Raw genomic sequence first — 18,389 nt, 5'->3', positions numbered from 1 at the left:
AATTTTTAATTAAAGTAAAAGGGATTTAAATATATTAATTTAAATTTTGATAATTTGCAGGGTTGATCATTTGAGGGGTGTTGTTTAATTGCTATGAAACTTTATATTTACGAACATTGTCCTTTTTGTGTTATGACAAAAATGATTTTTGTTTTAAAAAATTATCCCGTCGAAATATCATATTTACTATATGATGACATTCATGGTCCCATGCAAATGGTAGGGCGTAAACAGTTGCCTATATTGGAATATCAGCAAAATCGCTTTATGCCGGAAAGTCGTGATATTATTAACTATATTGATACAACCATAGATAAGCCAAAGATTACGTTGCCTGATAATGAAGAAATTATGGAATGGATCAGTCATGTTCAACGTTTTATTTATCGCTTGACCTATCCTCGTTGGGTAAATGCACCGTTTCCTGAATTTTCCACAGAAGAGGCAAAGAAATATTACCGTAAAAAAAAGGACCCCTCTGGCGGGGGATTTGTTTCTGATCTGGCTGATCCGAGCTTGATCCAGAGAACTCAAAAGGCGATTGACTGTCTGGAACCCTTAATGAAAAATTATCCTTTGTTGGATTTGAAACGGCAGCTATCTTGGAACGACTTTTCACTTTACAGTATGCTTCACTCGCTATCGATTATCAAGGGGATTACCTATGGCGTCAATGTTGATCGATGGCGTAAGAAAGTTTCTGAAACATGTTCCATTCCCTTGAATGATGCTTTTGCAAACTGAATGTGTTTTATGTAACTCTGTGATGAATGACTTGACCGATTATTATTAAAACGGGACTACCTATTTTTTTTTGCATAACCAAATCAGGTAAGGTTTTTAAATTTCCGATAATTACCTGCTGATCGTGAAAGGTACCTTTTTCAATCGCAGCAGCAGGCCATGTTTGTTCCAATCCCTTATCAATTAGTGTTTTACATAAAAGAGGTAAAGAAGAAAGTCCCATATAAATAACCAAGGTTTGGTCTTTAAATATCATGTTCTCCCACGGTAGGTTAAGTTGATCTGTTTTCTTGGTATGACCGGTTAAAAATAAGCAGGCCTGTGCACATTCACGATGTGTTAGGGGAATTCCGGCATATGCCGCACAACCATTAGAAGCGGAGATGCCGGGTATAATTTTAAATGGAATTCCAGCATGCATTAATGCCTCGGCCTCTTCCCCACCGCGGCCAAATATAAAAGGATCACCACCTTTCAATCGTAAAACACGTTTGCCTTGTCGTGCATATTTGATTAGTGAATCATTTATTTCTTCTTGTTTTAAAGTATGGTGATTTTTTTGTTTTCCTACAAAAAATAATAATGCATCACGACGTATGTAATCTAGGATTTTGGGTGATAATAAATTATCATATAAAATGACATCAGCATTTTGCAGGTGATGAAGTGCTTTTATGGTTAGTAAATCCGGATCACCCGGTCCTGCCCCAACCAGCCATACCTCACCTTTATTTAAAAAAGGTTCTTTTGCAATATTCTTGAGAAAATCAAATGCTTGTTTTTCTTTTTGTTGGCTAATAAGGGAAGTGCCATAGCCATCAATGAATCTTTCCCATAACCGTTGTCGTTCTTGATGGGTTGATAATATTTCCTTGGCCCAATTCCTGTGTTTTCCGATGAATGAAGCTAATGGACCGATGACTTGTCCGAGTAGAGGTTCAATTTTTTGACGTATTCGCCGTCCCAATACAGGAGCGCAACCTCCTGTGGAGATGGCGATCTGTACAGGATCACGATCAATAATCGAAGGGGTGATAAAGGTAGATAATTCCGCATTATCAACGGTGCAGACAGGAATATTTAATTTTTTTGCCCATAGGGAAATAAGAGTATTATATTCATGATTGTCAGTTGTGATAAAAATTAAGGTAGCGTCTTTCGCATTTTGAATAAAATCATTTTCGTTTAGTAAAGGGGGACAAAATTTAATCAGTTTTTCTTTTTCATAGGTTTGCAATTCTTTATTAAAGGTTTGCGCATAAACTTCAATTTGTACATTTTTCCTTAATAAAAGCCTGATTTTACGTGCTGCAATTCTACCCCCGCCAATTATCACTATTCGCGTTCCATCTATACGCAAAGTTATTGGAAAATAAGAGGGAACTTCCGAATTTATCAAATTGTCATTCATGGATAGTAGAGAGTAAATAGAGTTTCAACTGAAGAAATTTATCTGACAAAAAGCCTCATATTTATTTAAACAAATAATTTGTAAAAATAAAGAGAAAACAGAAAAAACACGTAAGAAAATAGTTCTTAATTGTTCGGGGTGTATCTTTGCGATGACGGATATGATTTTTTTATTCATAAATGTGAAAGATATAAATCTCATATCTTGAGAAGCATATTTTTCTTTTGTAAAAAAAGATTGATGATGATAAATATGAAAACATTATAAATTAAGGTTTGGATGACTATATGAAGACCTATGATAAAGGGGTCAGGCCATTGTAAACAATTAATCTATCCGTAAACAATTCTATCCAACTAAATTGTAGCGTTTCTGAAATAAAGTTAATTTTATGATCAATTTGATGATGCAAGAAACGGATTTTGTCTATAGTGAAAAAAGCCTTGAATATGATCCTACCTAATAATCCACGTTTCAACAAGATCGCTTTTATCTTAGTTTTATTGGGTAGCATAATCTACATTATCCTTCATTTGCGTGAAGATATAATAGGCGTTACCAATCCATCTTTTTTGGCATTTGTATTATTGGCTCTGGCTCTTGTTATTGCTTTGGGTTTTGAATTCATAAACGGTTTTCATGACACGGCCAATGCTGTTGCAACTGTAATTTACAGCAATTCCTTGCCGCCAATTGTAGCTGTTGTTTGGTCAGGTTTATGGAATTTTTTGGGTGTTTTGTGTTCAAGCGGCGCTGTTGCTTTTACAATAGTTTCTCTTTTACCTGTTGAATTAGTTCTCAAGGTTGGAAGTGAAGCTGGATTTTCAATGGTTTTTGCATTACTTCTGGCTGCAGTGATCTGGAATCTGGTAACCTGGTTTTTCGGGATTCCGAATTCTTCATCTCATACTTTAATTGGTTCGATTTTGGGCGTTGGTCTAATGAATCAGTTGCTTATGGGAAATAACAGGGCAAGTGGTGTTGACTGGGGACAGGCTTTACAGGTTTTCAAGGCCCTTGTATTCAGTCCTTTGGCAGGATTTACGATTGCATTACTGGGAATGTTTCTGTTGAAGAATTTTTTGCCCATCACCTCTTTTTACAAAGTACCTGAAGCAGGAAGGACACCTCCTTGGCCGATCCGTTTATTATTGATTCTTACATGTACCGGTGTAAGCTTTAGTCATGGTTCAAATGATGGGCAAAAGGGTATGGGATTAATCATGCTTATTTTGATAGGAACCGTACCAACCGCATATGCGTTGAATAATGCGGTTTCATCAAAACAAGTCGAGAATTTCATGAATAAAGCGGTAGTTATTGATCAAGTTCTCATGAAATATAATAATAATCCTGATTTACCTACAATTGATCAAAGTCGTCAAATTCTGACAAAAACAATTCAGTCCAGTAAAATTTTTCCCGAAACTATTCCTGCTATTCGGATGATGTTGCAATCCATTCAGCATGATGTAAATAACAAGGAAACTTTTAAGCAAGTCCCTGTTGAATATCAGGCCAATTTAAGAAACGATTTGTATTTGGTTGAACAGAATCTGGTGCATTTTACCAAGGTATCTCCCCTGACATCTTCTCAAAAGGATTTATTTGAAAAATTCGAGAAAGAGATTGTCACGGCAATACAATTCATTCCTCCGTGGGTCAAGGCTGTAATTGCAATTGCCCTAGGTTTGGGAACAATGGTTGGATGGAAAAGAGTGGTTGTTACAGTAGGCAGGAAAATTGGTAAAAATGAAATGAGCTATGGTCAAGGTGCGGTTGCTGAAACTGTCGCAATGACAATGATACAAATGGGAAATCAGTTTCATATGCCTATTAGCACCACTCATGTCGTGACTTCTGCGGTGGCAGGAACTGCATTGGCCAACGGTGATGGTATTCAATGGAGAACAATACGTAATATGGCAATGGCGTGGATTTTAACCTTGCCTGTTTCAATTATGTTATCTGCAGTTCTATTTTGGATATTTTTAAAATTATTTTAGTTTGGGATTTATGTTCAATAAACGAATAAAATTTTTGTGTAAAATGTCTATCTACTACTTGAAATAAATAAAAAATCTGTAAATAATTTGGTAAAATTACATATCGTTTTTCTATATTTGTATATAGAAAAACGTAAAGATAAAAATCTGTTTATTGTATGTTTTTATTTCATTCAATAACAAATTGTAAGGGCTAACAAATGTATCATTAAATAATCAAACTTGTTTTGTCATATTAGAAAAAAAATCATAACATGCTTTGTTAAAGTTGAGCTGGCTATTCAGGAAAGGGAAACGATTAAATATTTGAGTTATTTTTTTATGTATCAAACTAAATCACGCTTCTCCGGAATATAAAGATATTTTTCTTGGATTTGTTAGAATGGATTTATAGCAGTCTGACCATTTATTCTTGAAATTTTTGTTGTATAAAATGCTTTCCTGACAGGGAGCAACATACCAAAGATTATTATTAAGTTCCTCTTCCAGCTGTCCTGGTGACCAATTGGCATGACCAAGGGCTAGTAACGCTTTTGAAGGACCATGCCCTTCTGATAAATCACGTAAGATATCCAGGCTTGTACTCAATTTGATTTGTTTTGTTACATAGACTGATTCCTTACCTTTCCAGTCATTTGTGTGCAGAACCAGACCATGGGCATTTTCAATTGGACCACCCGCTGTAATGGAAAAATTATTTGATGTTGGCATCGTTTTAATTCCAAGCTGATTTAGCAATTCTTTTGGGGTTGGTTTGGCAATATGACGGTTAATGACAATGCCCATTGTACCTTCCTTCGGAGAATATGCACAAATAAAAACAACTGTCTGTGCAAATGCGGGTGAGGTTGTAAAAGGACTTGACATTAGAAAACAGCCTGCCAATCCTTTGGTAAGATCAAGGAAAGAATGTGTCATTTTTCAAAGAAACCAAATATAATAATTTATTTAAAATGAGATGATTCAAATTAAACTATACTATCAGATTTAATGAAATGTAAATGAACAGCTTTTAATGGTCCGTTTCAAAAAAATAATTTATAATTGCGGTGATGTAATTATTATAATTTACTTAGTTTTTTTAATAGTTAGGGGAACGAAAATCATGAGGGGAACGGTACTGGTCACAGGTGCATCGGCTGGATTTGGAATGGCAATAGCCGAAGTATTGGTGCAGGAGGGTTATCAGGTTGTTGCAGCGGCACGTAGGATGAATAAATTGGAATCCCTATCAAGCAAACATCCTGGAAAAATTTTTCCACTTGAAATGGATATGACCAAATCAGAATTGTTTTTGCGTCAATTGGGTAGTTTACCAGCCAAATTTCAGAATATTGATGTTTTGGTCAATAATGCAGGATTGGCACTTGGCGTGGAGCCAATTCCCAATATTGATTTAAAGGATTGGGATCGGATGGTTCAAACAAATATTATTGGATTAATTCATTTGACTCAGTTGGTTATTAGTGGAATGCTTGAAAGAAAGAGGGGACATATTATTTCCTTGGGCAGTATTGCAGGTACGTATCCATATCGTGGTGGGAATGTTTACGGTGCGACAAAGGCATTTGTTAAACAGTTTATGTTAAATCTTAAAACTGATCTGGTTGGCACTGCATTGAAGGTAACAAATATTGAACCGGGTCTTTGTGGTGGAACCGAATTTAGCGAGGTAAGACTAAAAGATTCTGCTAAAGGTAAAGAAGTTTACAAAGGTACAATTCCCTTAACAGCTATGGATATTGCTGAAACGGTACGTTGGATTTTAAGTCTTCCCTCTCATTTCAATGTTAATCGAATTGAACTTATGCCTGTTTGCCAAGCGCCGGGTGGGGTTGCAGTAGTAAAAACAGGAAATTGATATATCGTAATAATTTATCGTTAACATTAAAGGAGCTTTAAATGTCGGATCAATCAATACGTGAGTTGTTAAGAACAAAATATCGTGTAGAGGATGGAAAAAAATTTCTTATAACGGATTATAATGCGGATGATACTGCCGGATTATCCCTATCTCCCAAAGAAGCAAAAAAAGTGCTGAAGAAACGTATTAAACGGTTAAGCTATTTACAAGAGCTGTTATTTGCGAATGGGCATTCAGCTTTATTGCTCGCTTTGCAGGGTATGGATACTTCTGGTAAGGACGGTACGATTAAACATGTCACTTCTGGAATAAATCCGCAGGGCATTACGATAACTTCATTTAAGCAGCCTGGTCCTGTAGAATTGATGCATGATTATTTGTGGCGTATTCATATGGCCGTTCCTTCCAGAGGTAAGATTACGATTTTTAATCGAAGTCATTATGAGGAAGTGCTTGTTACCAAGGTTCATCCCTCTATTTTGGCCAATCAAAAACTACCGTTGCGGGTACTTAACAATAAAAATTTCTGGTCTGACCGTTATGAAGATATTCGTAATTTCGAAAAATATATTTATCGACAAGGTATTGGAATAGTTAAATGTTTTTTAAATATATCCAAAGAGGAACAGCGCAAGCGTTTATTGGCACGTTTGGAAAATAAAGAAAAACAATGGAAATTTTCCCCCAATGATCCAAAAGAGCGTCAATTTTGGGAAGAATATCAAGGTGCATATCAAGAGGTTATTGTGCAGACAGCGGCACCAAACGCCCCCTGGTTTGTGATTCCTGCCAACAACAAATGGTTTGCACGTTTGGTTGTTGCGGAAATCATGATTGATGAATTGGAAAAACTTCATATTCCAGAACCCAAGCCAAGTCAAGAAGTTCTGGAATCTTTAAATTCACTGAAAGCTGAATTAGGAGGTAAATTTTCTGATAATAAAGTAGGAAAAAAAATCAAAAAGAATAATAAAATCGGTAAAGATAAAAAAATAAAAAATCTAAATAAGTCTAAGGAATAATCTTCAATGATTATTGAAACTCGTTTTTTTTCTTGGCTGTTCATATTGTCCAGCCTCTTTTTTTACTCTTTTCAAAGTCTGGCACAACCTGTTTCTGATAAATGTGATAATGAAAATTTTTTACATATTCAACAAGAGTATGAAAATAATATTGAACATTTAACTTTTAAGGATGTTCCTGTTCATCTTTGTGGTAAGGTGATCACAGTAAGTGATGCACGTTATACCAGAAGTGGCTTACATGGCTATTTTTATCTTTATGTCGGGAAAGGTGTATCCATTCGAATTGTGAATAATCTCGATGAAATGAAAGCTCCAACCTGGCCTTGGGTAAAAAGAGGGGACTATGCTGAAGTTGTCGGGCGATATTATTATGATAGTCCAAGACATCAGGGAGTTGATTGGACGCATAAGGGAGCAAGGAGAAAATGGCCCTATCCAGGTTATGTGATTATAAATGGTATAAAATATTATTAATTCAATTAGAATTTTAAATATAATAATAAGATTATGCGTTTTGAAACATCATTTTTTTGATGATAAAGTAAAATTTATTTAAACCAGCTCGTTTTTTCTTGATAGAATTGAATTTATTTTTTTTAAGCAATTAAGGGATATTTTATTATTTTTTACTACTACATGAACTTTGCCACCTTTTGTTAATGTACCAAACAATATTTCATTAGAGAGGGGTTTGTTAATAAAGTCCTGAATAATACGATGCATAGGACGTGCTCCATACAATGGATCATATCCATTTTCAACCAGCCAATCCTTTGCCGATTTGGAAATTTCTATAATAATGTTTTTATTTGATAATCTAGTGTTTAGTTCATTAATGAATTTATCTACAATTTGAGCAACGATTGGTTTTGATAAAGGTCTAAAATTAATAATCGCATCGAGACGATTTCTGAATTCTGGTGAGAATTTTTCGTTTATGGCCTCGTTTGCATATCCAGCTTGATGATTTTTTACAAAACCAATTGCTGAACGAGTAAATTCTGTTGCCCCTGTATTGGTGGTCATAATAAGGATAATATTTCGAAAATTAATTTCCTTACCATTATGATCTGTTAAAATACCATGATCCATTACCTGTAAAAGAATATTATGTAAATCAGGATGAGCTTTTTCAATTTCATCAAGAAGAAGAATGGCATAGGGATTCTGGTCAATTATATCTGTCAACAATCCGCCCTGATCAAAACCGATATAACCGGGTGGTGCACCAATCATTCTTGAAACAGAGTGTTTTTCCATATATTCAGACATGTCGTATCGGATGAGCTTGATGCCAAGATGAATTGAAAGTTGTCGAGCGATTTCTGTTTTTCCAACGCCTGTTGGTCCTGCAAAGAGGTAGTTACCTATTGGTTTTCTTTCGGAACGCAACCCGGCACGGGAAATTCTTATGGCTGAAGCTAATGTCTCAATTGCTTGATCCTGCCCAAAAATAACTTTTTTCAGTTTATTATCAATTTGAGAGAGAACCTTTTTATCACTGGTTGAAACAGTATTTTCAGGAATGCGGGCGATATTAGCAATTGTTTTTTCAATGTCATTGACTGTAATCGTTTTTTTGCGTTTTTTGGCAGGGGAAATGGCCTGTATAGCACCAACCTCATCAATTATGTCTAATGCTTTATCCGGAAATTTACGGTCATGGATATATCTGGCAGATAAGGTAACCGCTGTTTCAAGAGCATCATGAGTGTATTTTACATTGTGATATTTTTCATAATTTTTTTTAAGACCTTTTAAGATGTTGATTGTTTCATCTATCGAAGGTTCGGGAATATCGATTTTTTGAAATCTTCTGACTAAGGCATGATCTTTTTCAATATATTGCCGATATTCCTTATAGGTAGTTGATCCGATACATCTTAAACTGCCTTCGGCGAGTGCTGGTTTTAAAAGGTTTGATGCATCCATGGATCCGTTTGTAGTGGAACCAGCTCCGACTATTGTATGAATTTCATCAATAAAAAGAATGGCATTTTTTTCTTGTTTAATGGATTGAATGAGGGATTTTAAACGTTCCTCAAAATCACCTCTATATCGTGTACCAGCCAATAAAACTCCCATGTCTAATGCATAAATTATAGAATTATGCAATAACTCAGGTGCTGTCTTGTTTACAATCTGTAAGGCCAGACCTTCTATGATAGCGGTTTTTCCTACACCAGGATTTCCAACCATTAACGGATTGTTTTTTGTCCGGCGTGCCAATATTTGGATTGCACGCTGAATTTCATATTGCCTTCCAATCAAGGGATCAATACGGTTTTGACGGGCTTTATCGTTTAGATTAACGCAATAAAGTTGTAAGGGATTGGTATTCTTAGAGTTTGAATTTTCTTTTTCACTATAGGTAAACAGATCATTCAACTGGTTATCGATATCATTCTGAGGTAAAAAATTTGATCCAAAAAAATGGGTGGATTCTGTATTTTTTGTTATACCATGTGCGATAAAATTCAGAATGTCCAATTTTGACAAATTATGCATTTGTAAAAAGTAAACCGCATGACTTTCCTGCTCAGAAAAAAGAGCAATTAAAACATGCACGGCACTAATTTTTTCACTTGGGTCTGAAGAAAGATGGACAGACGCGTTTTGAATGACCCTTTGAAATGCATGCGTGGGTTTGGGGGATGGTTTTTTTTCGGTTACTAGAATATTCAGGTCATTTTTAATAAATGTGAAGATATCTTGACGTAATTTTTCAAGATTTATCTGACAGGCTTCAAAAATTACAATAGCATCGGGATCGCCTGTCAATGCATAGAGCAAATGTTCAAGCGTCATGTATTCATGTTGAAAATTTAAAGCAAACTCAAAAGCTTGTCGTAAGGAATGTTCTAAGTTATCAGATAACATCATTTAAACTTTCAAACTGTGAAATATCGAAAGAGAAATCCTGCATATTCCTTTTATTTATTATATAGTTATTGAAAAGGGTTTATACAGTTAATATTTTGATCAAATCATATTTAATTAAATTTATTCTTTTTCTAATAGGCATTGCAGTGGATATTGATGTTGTTTGGCAAGATTCATAACCTGCATAACTTTTGTTTCAGCAACCTCGTATGTGAATATACCACATATTCCTATTCCATTGTGATGGATTTTTAACATGATTGAAACAGCATTTTCAGTTGTTTTTCTGAATATTGTTTCCAATGTGTAAATGACAAAATTCATGGGAGTGAAATCATCATTGAGCATAAGAACTTTATACAGGGTGGGTTTCTTCAAATTTGTTTTTGTCAGCGTTTTTGTGTTCTTTCTAGAATCATGCTGGTTCTGGTTGGAAGTCATACAATAAAGAGAAAATGATTTACTAAAGGGATTCATTATGATGTATTTGGAGTGCATTTTATAAATTTCATAAAATATTTTGTTAAGGTTCAAATTAAGGAAGAATCTAATTGAATGATTTTGATTTGGACTTGTATGGTTGCAAAATATGGCGTAAATTCAGATGTATATTTTTTATATGAATATAAAGTCCCAAATATATATTCGTAAAGATAGTGGTGTAATTTCTTGTAACGTTTTGTTTAACATGGGGATTTGATTCCAAAAATAAACAAAACAATTTAAGAAGTAAATCATTTTTAAAGGTCGAGTAAACGTTTAATGAAAAAGAAGCTGGAAAATTAAAGTGTCCACTTATTGCAATCATATAAAAAAATTGAAACAGTTAAACTTTACCGTAAGTCTTAAGAAAATTATGAGAAAAACGTCTAGGAATTTTTTCTTAGTTTTTTTTACGGCTGTATATTCTTATACACTATTTTATGCGCATTGTGCGCATGCCCAGTATGTAGGAAGAATCAGTTCAATTGTAATGGACGTTAATGGCCGAGTCTTGTCAGAACAAGATGCTGATTTGAAACGGTTTCCAGCCAGTTTGACAAAAATGATGACCTTATATATGGCATTTCGTGCCTTAAATGCCAATGCCATACGATTTGATCAGAGAATTCCTATAACCATTCATGCAGCTTCAATGGAACCTTCCAAATTAGGAGTCCGTCCAGGTTCATATATTACTGTCAGGGAAGCTGTTTTAGGCTTGATTACTAAATCCGCGAATGATGCGGCTAGCGCTCTTGGCGAATTTATTGGAGGTGGAGACGAAGAACGCTTTGCCAAAATGATGACACAACAGGCCAAAGTTTTGGGAATGAATCGGACACGTTTTTATAATGCTTCTGGCCTTCCAAATCCTGGGCAACTAACAACTGCGCGTGATTTGGCAATTTTGGCACAACATTTGATTTCGGATTTTCCTCAATACTATCCTTTGTTCAGAACACCTTACTTTTATTTTCGTGGACGGACAATTCCCAATCACGATCCCCTGTTAAAAGGTTATGCTGGTGCGGATGGGTTAAAAACAGGTTATACAGCTGCGGCAGGGCATAATCTTGTAGGATCAGCCGTTCATGATAATGTCCGTTTGATTGGTGTTGTTATGGGTGCATCAAGTAATGGTTCACGAAATCAATACATGATGAGTGCACTAGATGACGGGTTTGCAAAAAGTGGTGTGGCTCCTGTTGCTAGACCGGTTTATCTGGCAAGAACAAATTCCTTGAAAAAACACCCACGTTATAATAAACATCCAAAAGTAATTCTTGTTCGTGCAACCCGTACTACAAGAGGTAAAAAGTCGGTTGAAGTGGCACAGGCCTCGTCACGTACTTCAATTGCAAAAAAACGGGATTCGATTTTTAAGCGTAATATCAAAAAGGCGGCTGTGAGACATCATACCATATCCAGACATAATCGGAAAAAGTAAGACTGGACAGGGATCATAATCCTAGCTAGGTATATAAGAAAAGTTCGTAAATTATACCAGGTTATTTATTATTGGTAATTTGATAAAGTCTTATTGGAGAGTTAGGAATGACAGATCGTCGCATGATGTTTTACACTCAAGAGGATTTTGTTGGGTTAAGAGCTGTGGGACGTTTGGCAGCAGAAACACTTGACATGATTACTCCTCATGTTCAGGAAGGTGTTACAACAGACGAACTTAACCAGATTATTCATGATTATACAATTGATAAAGGTGCCATTCCAGCACCACTTAACTATCATGGTTTTCCAAAATCTTGTTGTATATCTATCAATCATATAGTTTGTCACGGTATTCCTGGAGATCGTAAATTAAAAAATGGAGATATTGTTAATATCGATGTTACATCTATTCTTGATGGATGGTTTGGTGACAGTAGCCGTATGTATGTCGTTGGCAAGGCCTCACGCTTGGCACAACGATTGATAGATGTAACCTATGAAAGTCTGAAAAGGGCAATAGATATTGTTAAACCCGGGAACACTTTGGGAGATATAGGTTACGTCATTCAGCAATATGCAGAATCACAGCGTTTTTCTGTTGTACGCGATTTTTGTGGTCATGGAATTGGACGCGTTTTTCATCAAGAACCCAATGTATTGCATTATGGAAAAAAGGGGCAGGGACTTGTGTTAAAACCAGGAATGGTTTTCACTATTGAACCTATGTTAAACGCTGGTAAGGCAGACGTTAAAATTCTTGATGATGACTGGACAGCCGTAACGCGTGATCGATCTCTCAGTGCGCAATTTGAACATATGATGGGAGTAACTGAAGATGGATGTGAAGTATTCACCTATTCACCCAAAGGTTGGAATTGTCCTCCTTATATTTGATGATTTTTATCAAAATGGAAATTAATAAATCAAAATTTGATAAAGAGTTATATAAAATGAATATTTGTTTGAAATTCTAATTTAAGACTAATAAATTCATCAAAACAATATAGATGAGAATTTCAAAAACGTTGTAATATTGAGTTATTTAGAATTTTTAAACAGAGTTGAAACTTAGTTTCAATCAAGTTTTTTATTTTTGGAAACTCCAAATAATTATTTATTTATAAAATTATTATAAATTAAAGTATTTACCATAGGATAAGAATGCTTTGGTCTTGTATTTAAACAATATATCAAGACCAAAAGTTTTAATTAGTGTTTTAAAAACGTTCATTAAACTGGCATTATTATAAAATTGACTATCGAGCATTATAAATGATGTTAATTTGTTTAGTTCAATTAAAATTATAAATAATAAAACAAACGGTTGTCTTATTAAGTCTTTATTTAATTATTATATATAGATATTATAAGTCAATTTATAGTGATTTGAACTTTCAAAAATGAAAGATATAAAATGTCCAATTTCTTTTTTAATGATCGTGCTTCATTAGTGAATGATGCTATTGAAGGTACATTAGTCACAGCTCCCTATAATAATCTTGTGAAACTTGATACTGACCCTTCTATGCGAATTGTGGTTCGTAAAGACTGGGATAAGAAAAAAGTTGCCGTTATTTCGGGGGGGGGATCTGGACATGAGCCTACTCATTTGGGATTTGTCGGTAAAGGGATGTTGACAGCCGCTGTATGTGGCGATTTGTTTGCCTCTCCTTCAGTTGATGCCGTATTGACCGCCATTACAACAGTAACAGGTGAAGCTGGCTGTTTATTGGTAATCAAAAATTATACAGGAGATCGTCTAAATTTTGGACTTGCGGCTGAAAAGGCAAAACAGTTAGGCTACAAGGTGGAAGTTGTTATGGTTAAGGATGATATTTCTTTACCTGAAAATAAACAGCCACGTGGTATTGCTGGCACTATTTTTGTCCATAAAATGGCCGGTTATGCTGCCGAGACCGGGTATTCTCTTGAGGAAGTTAAAAAATTTGTTGATTATGCAAATAGGCAGATTTTTAGCCTGGGAGTTGCCATGACTGGGTGTGATTTACCCCAGTCCCAAAGTGATGATAAACGAATTCCGGAAGGGTCTATTGAACTGGGTCTTGGTATTCATGGTGAACCAGGCGCCACGACAATTAATACTCAAAATAGTCGTGAAATCATGGATATCATGACAGCAAAAATCAAGGCTTGTATAAATGATTCGGATCGTCTTGCCGTCATGTTGAATAATCTGGGCGGTGTTTCGGTTACAGAAATGGCCATTTTGGCTAAAGAACTTTCATATTCTGCACTTGCTTCAAATATTGACTGGATTGTAGGACCAGACTGGTTTACGACAGCGCTTGACATGAAGGGTTTTTCATTATCAGCCATGGTTTTGGATGACAAGATCGTCAGCGCTTTGACAGCACCTGTTGAAATTACAGGATCTTTTAAGGCTGTTCAACCTGCTAAAATTGTACATATGCCTGTTAATCCTGTTGAAACTAAAGTGCAATTCACACCTTCTGATAATCCAGTTGTGGCAAATGTTATCGCCGTTGTTACAAAGACATTAATTGATCTTGAAGGAAAATTGAATGATCTGGATGCCAAGGTTGGGGATGGAGATACAGGTTCAACATTTGCTGCAGGGGCAAGAGGTATTGCCGAATTGTTAAATACCAATCAATTACCCCTAAACGATCTGACAAAACTATGTCTAGTCATTGGTGAAAGACTGGCTGTTGTTATGGGGGGCTCCAGTGGCGTTTTAATGTCGATTTTCTTTACTGCAACAGGTCAAAAAATTGCTGAAGGTTCATCATTTGTTGAAGGTCTTGTATTTGGCTTAAAACAGATGAAACATTATGGTGGGGCTGACCTTGGGGATCGTACGATGATTGATGCGTTACAACCTGCTTTGGAAATATTGCTTAAAGATCAGAATGATTTAAAAGGCGCCGTTCAAGCGGCTGAAAAAGGCGTTGAAAATACGGCAAAAGCAACGAAAGCAAATGCAGGACGTTCATCCTATTTGAACAGTGGTAGTTTGGCGGGAAATCCTGATCCGGGTGCTGTAGCTGTCGCAGATGTTTTTACAGCCTTGTCAAAACAGTGTCCAAATAGATAAGTTATAAATTATTCTTGAAAAGCTGGCTATGTTGTAATAACAAGCTAGCTTTAATTTTTGGATAATGAGAAATCAAATTTTATTGGTCATATACTTCTACTTGATTTAAATGTAATATACTTTCGTCATAAAGACTTATTTTGACATACTGGGCGTTAATATTATTTACTCTTATAATTAATGGATTGCCATCGGCTCCACCAAAAATAATTCCGTCAGGATAATCAGCGACAATTATCCAGTTTTCGTGATCATCAGATATTTCAACTTTTATTTTTGAGGCACGATCTTCAAAGTTTAGACGGTTATAAATTATTATATGTTTAATGTTGATTGTGCGAGGTAATTCCAGTTTCCACCAAGGGTTATATTCCGTTGCAGTATGAAAATTGTAATCTGGACCAATACGTCCATTAACTGCGCCCGCAGCATCTTTGTATATATCATTGAATTTTGAATGTGCACAAACGGATGATTGTGAAGCTTTACCACCAAGCGCCCAGTTCACGGCCTCAGGTTTTTTTATCCATCTTTCCTGAAGTGCAATTTCATTGAATTGTTGATAAAAACCCACATTTCCTGTCTTTTTTATTGTATCATGAATATATTGATAAAAGTCACATGGCTTAAGATTCTTTAGACCTCTTCTTAATGAAGAACGTGGATTGAAAATTGGATTGATACCGTCATGTGTTATGCAACGTTCCACAAAATCTTTGCCTTTGACAGGATGGCATATCGTTCCATGAATATTAACATATGGATCAAGATAGTAATAACCACTACAAAAATCATATGGTTGTAATTTGCAGAAATTGCGCAATTCTTCTACAATAGGGTTTTCCATTTCAAAAACAGCTGATGGAATAAATCCCTCACAATATGGCCATATGATGGAATTATCATTATTGTATAGGTGTGAAATTTCCTGTTTTTTTATAAGAAGATGGTCAATTGCCCGGGCGGATAGTGCCAATACCGGTAAAAAACAATATTTAGAATTTTTAAAATAGGGTGTTATCGTATCTTTGAAAACCCAATGATCTGGTATACTTAAAATGTTGTGGGCAATTATATCTGTCTGTTTTTTTTCAAGGGATGTTATTAAAGGGTCTAGATTAATATTTATTAAGACATCATTTTCAATCATTATATAATGATTATAGTTAGGCAATGCTTTGCGTAAGGCATATAAAGGATAATCAGCGTTATACCATAAAGTTTTTTGACCGGGAATATTCGGGATATTGAATTCAGAAAAATCAGAGGTATGACCTATTTTAGGAAAATCACCTACATCCAAGATCTCCCTGCTTTCATCAGCAAGAATAACAAAATCAGCTTTGCTAAAAGAACCTTTAAGGCGTCTTGCCATATATTCGATATCATCATTCCAAATATGAGTTCTAAATGCAATAATAACACTCATTGAAAAAACCTTAAAATAAAATATTGAAAGTTAATATATATTTTGTAAGTGTTATTTTGTCTATTTTTATATTAAAAATAAAATTGTGTTATGTTTGTTTATGCAAGATATAAAAAATATTTCTTTAATAGATTTTTTCAGAAATATTTTAATTAAATAATACACGTTCAGGAAGTGATATGAAAAGCGTAATCAAAGAAATAAGACAAAAAAAATATAAATATTTATTAGGTATATTACTCCTTTCAAGTGGTTGTTTTTCAGGGACAGTTTATGCGCAGGTTGGTAATGGGGTTGATGCCTTAGCATTTGGTAAAGTTGTTCAAGAAACCATGTCTCCAGAACCTGTTGTGGCATCAAAAGGAATGGTTGTTTCAGCAAGTAATCTTGCTGCAAAAATTGGATCTGAGGTTTTAAAGAATGGCGGAAATGCAGCTGATGCAGCTGTGGCAGTTGCCTATGCAATGGCGGTTACCTATCCTGCCGCTGGAAATTTAGGAGGCGGGGGGTTCCTCACGCTTCGTTTACCAAATGGGCAGGCTTATTTTATAGATTTTCGAGAGAAGGCGCCAAAGGCAGCAACTTCCAAAATGTTTGTTGACAGTAATGGTAAGAAAATTCCCAATGCCTCTATATTGGGATGGAAAGCTGTTGCTATTCCCGGAACGGTGGCAGGTATGGAAATGTTGCGTAAACGATGGGGAAGCAAGTCTCGTGCGGAATTAATGGCTCCAGCTATTAAACTTGCGCAAAATGGATATATCCTGACGCAGGAAGATATCGATCTGATGGCGACTTCTCTGTCTGATTTTGCCAAAGATCGCAATGCAGCTAAAATTTTTCTTAAATCAGACGGAAATCCATGGAAAAAAGGGGATATCTTTCGTCAAAAAGATTTGGCAGATACCTTGCAAACTATTTTAAAGCATGGGGAAGATGTTTTCTATCATGGTTCAATTGCAAAAAAAATAGTTGATGCCAGTAAAAAGCATGGTGGAATATTGTCCTTGAAAGATTTTGAAAATTATCATCCACGAATGATGCTGCCATTAACCTGTTCTTATCGAGGTTATCATATTGATACAGCCCCACCTCCAAGTGGTGGGGGAATAGCTTTGTGCGAAATGTTAAATATTTTATCCGGTTATGATTTACATAAAATGGGTCTTCAGACAGTTCCTGCGGTGGAAAGACAGGTTGAAGCAATGCGTCGGGCCTATTCAGATCGGAGAGATTTGGGGGATCCAGAATTTGTTGATAATCCTGTAAAACACCTGAATGATCCCGATTATGCAGAAAAAATACGCAAAAGCTTGACCTTTAAAAAAGCGGTTGTTTCCTCCGATTTGGTTCCAGGAAAGGTTACCGAGGCAACATCGTTGAATAAGAAGGAAAGAAAAGCATTACTATCACATGAAAGGAATGAAACGACGCATTTTTCTGTGATTGACAAGGATGGCATGGCGGTTTCATTAACCTATACGCTTAATGGCTGGTATGGAGCGAGGGTTGTTGCTGGCAATACCGGTATAATTATGAATGACGAAATGGATGATTTTACTACGGTGCCAGGTGAAGCAAATATGTATGGAATAATCGGGGGTAAGGCTAATGAAATTGCCCCGGGGAAAACGCCCTTATCTTCAATGACACCAACAATAGTTTCCAAAGACAATAAGGTCTTTATGGTTATAGGCAGCCCTGGGGGGTCAAGAATTCCCACTATTATTCTTTCTGTAATAACAGGTGTCATTGATTACAAAATGAATATTCAGCAGGCGATTAATCTCCCCCGTATACATGAACAATGGCAGCCTCAGGGAATTCAGCTTGAACATAATGCGTTAAGCGGTCAAGTTCGTAAAATTTTAAAAAGAAAAAACTATCTCTTGGATCTTTACTCTACTTGGGGAATTGCCGAAGGGATTCTTGTTGGACGTGATAAAAACGGAAAGACTGTTTATTATGGCGGGGTGGATTATCGTCATGCTGGCGGGGGAGCTATAGGATACTAATTTT

At 35.7% G+C, this 18,389-nt stretch carries 14 protein-coding genes; 9 read left to right on the top strand and 5 right to left on the bottom strand.

Features of this window, described 5'->3' with window-relative positions; translation table 11 throughout:
* The first annotated feature begins 93 nt into the window (after positions 1-93).
* The gene (gene grxB / locus H3T46_RS07555) at positions 94-744 is read left to right on the top strand and encodes a glutaredoxin 2 (RefSeq protein ID WP_122123307.1); all 651 of its coding nucleotides are present in this window, start codon (positions 94-96) and stop codon (positions 742-744) included.
* 7 nt (positions 745-751) lie between these two features.
* On the opposite strand, the gene cysG is transcribed toward grxB, so the two are convergent.
* Positions 752-2,143: a siroheme synthase CysG gene (cysG, locus tag H3T46_RS07550; RefSeq protein ID WP_232349966.1), complete on the bottom strand. Its 1,392-nt coding sequence runs from the start codon at positions 2,141-2,143 to the stop codon at positions 752-754.
* A gap of 461 nt (positions 2,144-2,604) precedes the next feature.
* Between cysG and H3T46_RS07545 the strand changes: the two genes are divergently transcribed.
* Positions 2,605-4,161 (top strand): inorganic phosphate transporter, encoded by a 1,557-nt coding sequence (locus tag H3T46_RS07545; RefSeq protein WP_198197613.1) that lies wholly within the window; start codon positions 2,605-2,607, stop codon positions 4,159-4,161.
* Positions 4,162-4,497: 336 nt separating this feature from the next.
* On the opposite strand, the gene H3T46_RS07540 is transcribed toward H3T46_RS07545, so the two are convergent.
* Positions 4,498-5,079 carry a YqgE/AlgH family protein gene (locus H3T46_RS07540; protein ID WP_122123309.1) on the bottom strand — a complete coding sequence of 194 codons (582 nt, stop codon included), beginning with the start codon at positions 5,077-5,079 and terminating at the stop codon, positions 4,498-4,500.
* Positions 5,080-5,266: 187 nt separating this feature from the next.
* On the opposite strand from H3T46_RS07540, the gene H3T46_RS07535 reads away from it, so the two are divergent.
* The 3 genes from H3T46_RS07535 to H3T46_RS07525 are packed head-to-tail and all read left to right on the top strand — an operon-like array spanning position 5,267 to position 7,524.
* Positions 5,267-6,022 (top strand): SDR family NAD(P)-dependent oxidoreductase, encoded by a 756-nt coding sequence (locus tag H3T46_RS07535; protein ID WP_198197037.1) that lies wholly within the window; start codon positions 5,267-5,269, stop codon positions 6,020-6,022.
* A gap of 41 nt (positions 6,023-6,063) precedes the next feature.
* Positions 6,064-7,047, top strand: a complete 984-nt coding sequence (locus H3T46_RS07530; RefSeq protein ID WP_198197038.1) for a PPK2 family polyphosphate kinase — start codon at positions 6,064-6,066, stop codon at positions 7,045-7,047.
* A gap of 6 nt (positions 7,048-7,053) precedes the next feature.
* On the top strand, positions 7,054-7,524 hold the full coding sequence (locus H3T46_RS07525; RefSeq protein WP_198197039.1) for a DUF3465 domain-containing protein: 471 nt from the start codon (positions 7,054-7,056) through the stop codon (positions 7,522-7,524).
* A gap of 78 nt (positions 7,525-7,602) precedes the next feature.
* Here the strand turns inward: H3T46_RS07525 and clpA are convergent, their stop codons facing one another.
* On the bottom strand, positions 7,603-9,930 hold the full coding sequence (gene clpA, locus H3T46_RS07520; protein ID WP_198197615.1) for an ATP-dependent Clp protease ATP-binding subunit ClpA: 2,328 nt from the start codon (positions 9,928-9,930) through the stop codon (positions 7,603-7,605).
* Positions 9,931-10,053: 123 nt separating this feature from the next.
* Positions 10,054-10,374, bottom strand: a complete 321-nt coding sequence (gene clpS / locus H3T46_RS07515; protein WP_196424101.1) for an ATP-dependent Clp protease adapter ClpS — start codon at positions 10,372-10,374, stop codon at positions 10,054-10,056.
* Between the two features lie 532 nt (positions 10,375-10,906).
* On the opposite strand from clpS, the gene H3T46_RS07510 reads away from it, so the two are divergent.
* The 3 genes from H3T46_RS07510 (at position 10,907) to H3T46_RS07500 (ending at position 14,941) form a co-directional block, all read left to right on the top strand.
* Positions 10,907-11,863 (top strand): D-alanyl-D-alanine carboxypeptidase family protein, encoded by a 957-nt coding sequence (locus H3T46_RS07510; RefSeq protein ID WP_230873038.1) that lies wholly within the window; start codon positions 10,907-10,909, stop codon positions 11,861-11,863.
* A gap of 107 nt (positions 11,864-11,970) precedes the next feature.
* Positions 11,971-12,759 carry a type I methionyl aminopeptidase gene (gene map, locus H3T46_RS07505; RefSeq protein ID WP_232349963.1) on the top strand — a complete coding sequence of 263 codons (789 nt, stop codon included), beginning with the start codon at positions 11,971-11,973 and terminating at the stop codon, positions 12,757-12,759.
* A 520-nt stretch (positions 12,760-13,279) separates the two neighbouring features.
* Positions 13,280-14,941 (top strand): dihydroxyacetone kinase subunit DhaK, encoded by a 1,662-nt coding sequence (locus H3T46_RS07500; RefSeq protein ID WP_198197040.1) that lies wholly within the window; start codon positions 13,280-13,282, stop codon positions 14,939-14,941.
* A gap of 79 nt (positions 14,942-15,020) precedes the next feature.
* Here H3T46_RS07500 and H3T46_RS07495 read toward each other — a convergent pair whose 3' ends face one another.
* Positions 15,021-16,370, bottom strand: coding sequence for a discoidin domain-containing protein (locus tag H3T46_RS07495; RefSeq protein WP_198197041.1), 1,350 nt, complete (start codon positions 16,368-16,370; stop codon positions 15,021-15,023).
* Between the two features lie 179 nt (positions 16,371-16,549).
* On the opposite strand from H3T46_RS07495, the gene ggt reads away from it, so the two are divergent.
* Positions 16,550-18,385: a gamma-glutamyltransferase gene (gene ggt / locus H3T46_RS07490; RefSeq protein WP_198197042.1), complete on the top strand. Its 1,836-nt coding sequence runs from the start codon at positions 16,550-16,552 to the stop codon at positions 18,383-18,385.
* The last annotated feature ends 4 nt before the right edge of the window (positions 18,386-18,389 follow it).

The sequence above is a fragment of the Commensalibacter sp. M0133 genome, from assembly GCF_016101485.1.
In the GTDB taxonomy this organism is placed as follows: Bacteria; Pseudomonadota; Alphaproteobacteria; order Acetobacterales; family Acetobacteraceae; genus Commensalibacter; species Commensalibacter melissae.
Note: the sequence above shows the minus strand (reverse complement) of the source record. Positions and strands in the feature narration are given on the sequence as shown.

Bases quoted from the DNA above. Each gene is read 5' to 3' on its own strand.
- grxB (WP_122123307.1), top strand. From the start codon at position 94: ATGAAACTTTATATTTACGAACATTGTCCTTTTTGTGTTATGACAAAA.
- H3T46_RS07545 (WP_198197613.1), top strand. From the start codon at position 2,605: ATGATCCTACCTAATAATCCACGTTTCAACAAGATCGCTTTTATCTTA.
- H3T46_RS07540 (WP_122123309.1), bottom strand. From the start codon at position 5,079: ATGACACATTCTTTCCTTGATCTTACCAAAGGATTGGCAGGCTGTTTT.
- H3T46_RS07535 (WP_198197037.1), top strand. From the start codon at position 5,267: ATGAGGGGAACGGTACTGGTCACAGGTGCATCGGCTGGATTTGGAATG.
- H3T46_RS07530 (WP_198197038.1), top strand. From the start codon at position 6,064: ATGTCGGATCAATCAATACGTGAGTTGTTAAGAACAAAATATCGTGTA.
- H3T46_RS07525 (WP_198197039.1), top strand. From the start codon at position 7,054: ATGATTATTGAAACTCGTTTTTTTTCTTGGCTGTTCATATTGTCCAGC.
- clpA (WP_198197615.1), bottom strand. From the start codon at position 9,930: ATGTTATCTGATAACTTAGAACATTCCTTACGACAAGCTTTTGAGTTT.
- clpS (WP_196424101.1), bottom strand. From the start codon at position 10,374: ATGACTTCCAACCAGAACCAGCATGATTCTAGAAAGAACACAAAAACG.
- H3T46_RS07510 (WP_230873038.1), top strand. From the start codon at position 10,907: ATGGACGTTAATGGCCGAGTCTTGTCAGAACAAGATGCTGATTTGAAA.
- map (WP_232349963.1), top strand. From the start codon at position 11,971: ATGACAGATCGTCGCATGATGTTTTACACTCAAGAGGATTTTGTTGGG.
- H3T46_RS07500 (WP_198197040.1), top strand. From the start codon at position 13,280: ATGTCCAATTTCTTTTTTAATGATCGTGCTTCATTAGTGAATGATGCT.
- H3T46_RS07495 (WP_198197041.1), bottom strand. From the start codon at position 16,370: ATGAGTGTTATTATTGCATTTAGAACTCATATTTGGAATGATGATATC.
- ggt (WP_198197042.1), top strand. From the start codon at position 16,550: ATGAAAAGCGTAATCAAAGAAATAAGACAAAAAAAATATAAATATTTA.